General features: G+C 70.6%; 4 protein-coding genes and 1 pseudogene. 3 read left to right on the forward strand and 2 right to left on the reverse strand.

Annotation, left to right across the window (positions count from 1 at the left end; translation table 11 throughout):
• Window positions 1-212 (forward strand): annotated as a pseudogene (locus tag G6045_RS41050) (metallophosphoesterase); the annotation flags it as partial.
• A gap of 83 nt (window positions 213-295) precedes the next feature.
• Window positions 296-1,057: a bestrophin-like domain gene (locus tag G6045_RS40205; protein WP_165337196.1), complete on the forward strand. Its 762-nt coding sequence runs from the start codon at window positions 296-298 to the stop codon at window positions 1,055-1,057.
• Between the two features lie 30 nt (window positions 1,058-1,087).
• Here the strand turns inward: G6045_RS40205 and G6045_RS40210 are convergent, their stop codons facing one another.
• Complete coding sequence (locus tag G6045_RS40210; protein ID WP_165337197.1) at window positions 1,088-1,498, reverse strand: hypothetical protein; 411 nt, start codon at window positions 1,496-1,498, stop codon at window positions 1,088-1,090.
• A gap of 52 nt (window positions 1,499-1,550) precedes the next feature.
• Entirely contained in the window at window positions 1,551-1,799 is a 249-nt protein-coding gene (locus G6045_RS40215; protein ID WP_408056428.1) for a hypothetical protein, read from the reverse strand.
• Window positions 1,800-2,012: 213 nt separating this feature from the next.
• Here G6045_RS40215 and G6045_RS40220 point away from each other — a divergent pair, with 213 nt between their 5' ends.
• A complete protein-coding gene (locus G6045_RS40220) occupies window positions 2,013-2,639 on the forward strand; it encodes a pyridoxamine 5'-phosphate oxidase family protein (RefSeq protein WP_165337198.1) in 627 nt (208 codons plus the stop codon).
• The last annotated feature ends 69 nt before the right edge of the window (window positions 2,640-2,708 follow it).

A 2,708-nucleotide genomic window follows, 5' to 3' on the forward strand; every position in this document is an offset into this window, starting at 1 on the left:
CACCCACACCCACACCCACACCCACGAACTCCCAGGCACCGGCCCCGACACCCACCATTCCCCGCGCGTACGCAGGCGTGCCGACGAAGGAGAAGCCGCAAGGCGCCCCGCTCACCACGACCGCCCTGCTGCTCGTGGCACCGGCGGTACTCGCCGCCGCGGCCCTCGCTCGCGGCGGGGGCGGGGGCGGGGGCGGCGGCGGACGCGGCTGACGCGTGCGCCGAGCCGTCCCGAAGTCCCGGAGCCGTCCCGAAGTCCCGGAGCCGTCCCCACTGTCCCGCCCTGGGAGGAACTCATGCCGCACTGGCTTCTGTTGGCGCTCGCAATGATCGTCTGCTGCGCCGCCACCTTCGTGATCATCCTCGTCGTACAACGGCGCATCGGTCCCGACGACGATCCGTCCGGGACCCCGGATGTCATCGAGTACATGACGATGATGATCGGGGTCGTGTACGCCATCGTGCTCGGCCTCGCCATCGCGGGAGCCTGGGAGGCGCGTGGCGCCGCCGAGGCCACGGTGCGGACCGAGGCGCAGGCCCTGCACGAGATCTCCGAACGGTCCGCGGTGTTCCCGGCAGCGGATCGGCAGCGGATCGGCGAGAGCATCGACGCCTACGTAGCCCATGTGGTGCGCACCGAGTGGTCGACGATGGCCGACCACGGCCGCCTCGACGACCGGACCGGGCAGCTGTTCGGAGCCGTACGCACCGCGGTGCTCGCCGGCGAGCCGCGCAACGAGCTCCAGGGACAGGCCTACGCCCCCATGGCCGACCGGATCGCCATCGCCGACGAGGCACGGACGGACCGCGGCGCGGCGGCCCAGCCCACGATGCCGGCGGTGGTCTGGTTCGGCCTGATCGGCGGTGCGGTGGTATCGATCGGCATGGTCTTCGCGCTGCAGATCAGGCGCACGGCACGGGAGTTGACGGTGGCGGGCCTGTACTGCGCGCTGTTCACCTTCCTCCTCTTCCTGATCTGGGACATGGACGCGCCGTTCAGCCGTGGCATGGCCATCGGCGCGGACGCCTTCCTCGCGCACTTCCCGCAGGCGGGTTGATCGCCCCGCGGGCCGTGCGCTGCCCGGAGATCAGCCCAGCACCCGTACGAACCCACCCCGTGCCGTGCCCGAGGACAGCAAGGTGGGCCAGTTGAGCCGGTCGGGGAGCTGAGATACCGACAGGACGACCGCTCCGCCCGCGTGTTCGGCGTCCGCGCACCAGTCGCCCATGCTGTTCGTGCCGCCGGCGTCGCTCGATGACGTATCGCCGTCGGCCTCGCCGATCACCGGGGCGGCCAGCGCGGGGACGACGAGGCCGTGGTCGCCGGGACCGTCCACGACGCACAGGGTGAGGCGCGGGGCGATGCTCCAGCCCTCGCACAGAGGCACCGCGTCGGCCGAGGTGAGCAGGGGCAGGGCATCGTGAACGGGGGCGTCGGCCAGTAGCAGCACCGGCATCGCACCTCGGACGAACAGCGTGTTCTCAGGATCCAGCAGCACGGGAACACTCTCGCAGGCCGGGGCGGTCGCGTGGGAACGGGGTCCGGAAGGGCTAGCCGGTCGATGCGGCGTCGGCGGGGAGACAAACCTCCAGGACCACTGCCGTGCCCGCCACGGTGCGGCCCTCGTGCATGGTGATGTGTCGGCCGGTCTCCACGTGCTGCCAATGCGACGGTGTGAGCGGTACGAGGCGTACCAAGGCGCGTCCTCCCGGCGGCAGTTGGGGCGTGTTCTCGACCCAGAGGGCGGCCACGCTGACAGCGGTTCCGCCCGTCGGCGAGCGGTGCCCGATGTCCCACATGGGCCGCAGGATCCCGCGGCCGGGAATGGGCGTCCTGCGACGGGCCTCGGCGGCCGGGCTCAGCGTCAAGTCCGCCCCGCCCCGCGCCCTCGCTGAAGGCCACCAAGAAATATCCGCGAACCCGGAATCAACCCCAGTTTCTAACGGTTGAGGAGGAGCACAAACGCTAGAACGGACGTCAGTCCCCGACTCAGTCCCGACGAGAGGGCACCCATGAGCAACCGTTTCGCTCAGCTGGCCTTCACCCCGGCCGTACAGGAGCACCAGCGACTGCACGGGAGCGACCGCGCCTACCGGCGTATGGCCGACGGCTCCGAAGCCGCCGACCCGATCGGCCGCGACGAAGCGGCCTTCATCGCGCAGCGCGACAGTTTCTACCTCGCCACCGTCAGCGAAACCGGCTGGCCCTACATCCAGCACCGCGGCGGTCCGCGCGGGTTCCTCAAGGTGCTGGGCGAACACACCCTCGGTTTCGCGGACTTGAGGGGGAACCGTCAGTACATCACCCGCGGCAACCTCGACCATGACGGCCGCGTGGCCCTGTTCCTCATGGACTACACCCACCAGGCCCGGCTCAAGATCCTCGGCCGCGCCCGCGTCGTCGAGGCGGCGGACGACCCCGCGACGCTCGCCGCGCTGACCGTCGACGGCTACCCGGGCCGGCCGGAACGAGCGCTGCTGATCGACGTCGAGGGCCACAACTGGAACTGCTCCCAGCACATCCCCCAGCTCCTCCCCCGCGACGGTGTCGAAGAGGCGCTCGTCTCGCTCCACGACCGCATCGCCGACCTCGAACGCGAGAACGCCGAGCTGCGACAGCGGCTGCCCCAGCCCCAGTGATCTCCGCCGCAGACCCTCGATCCGTAAAGGAATGGATCTCCAGATGAGCACCAGAGCCACAGCCACCTC

This window comes from Streptomyces mesophilus (assembly GCF_011044995.1).
Taxonomy (GTDB): domain Bacteria; phylum Actinomycetota; class Actinomycetes; order Streptomycetales; family Streptomycetaceae; genus Streptomyces; species Streptomyces mesophilus.

Coding starts and splice junctions, on each gene's coding strand:
- G6045_RS40215 (WP_408056428.1), bottom strand. CDS start 1,799: ATGTGGGACATCGGGCACCGCTCGCCGACGGGCGGAACCGCTGTCAGC.
- G6045_RS40220 (WP_165337198.1), top strand. CDS start 2,013: ATGAGCAACCGTTTCGCTCAGCTGGCCTTCACCCCGGCCGTACAGGAG.
- G6045_RS40205 (WP_165337196.1), top strand. CDS start 296: ATGCCGCACTGGCTTCTGTTGGCGCTCGCAATGATCGTCTGCTGCGCC.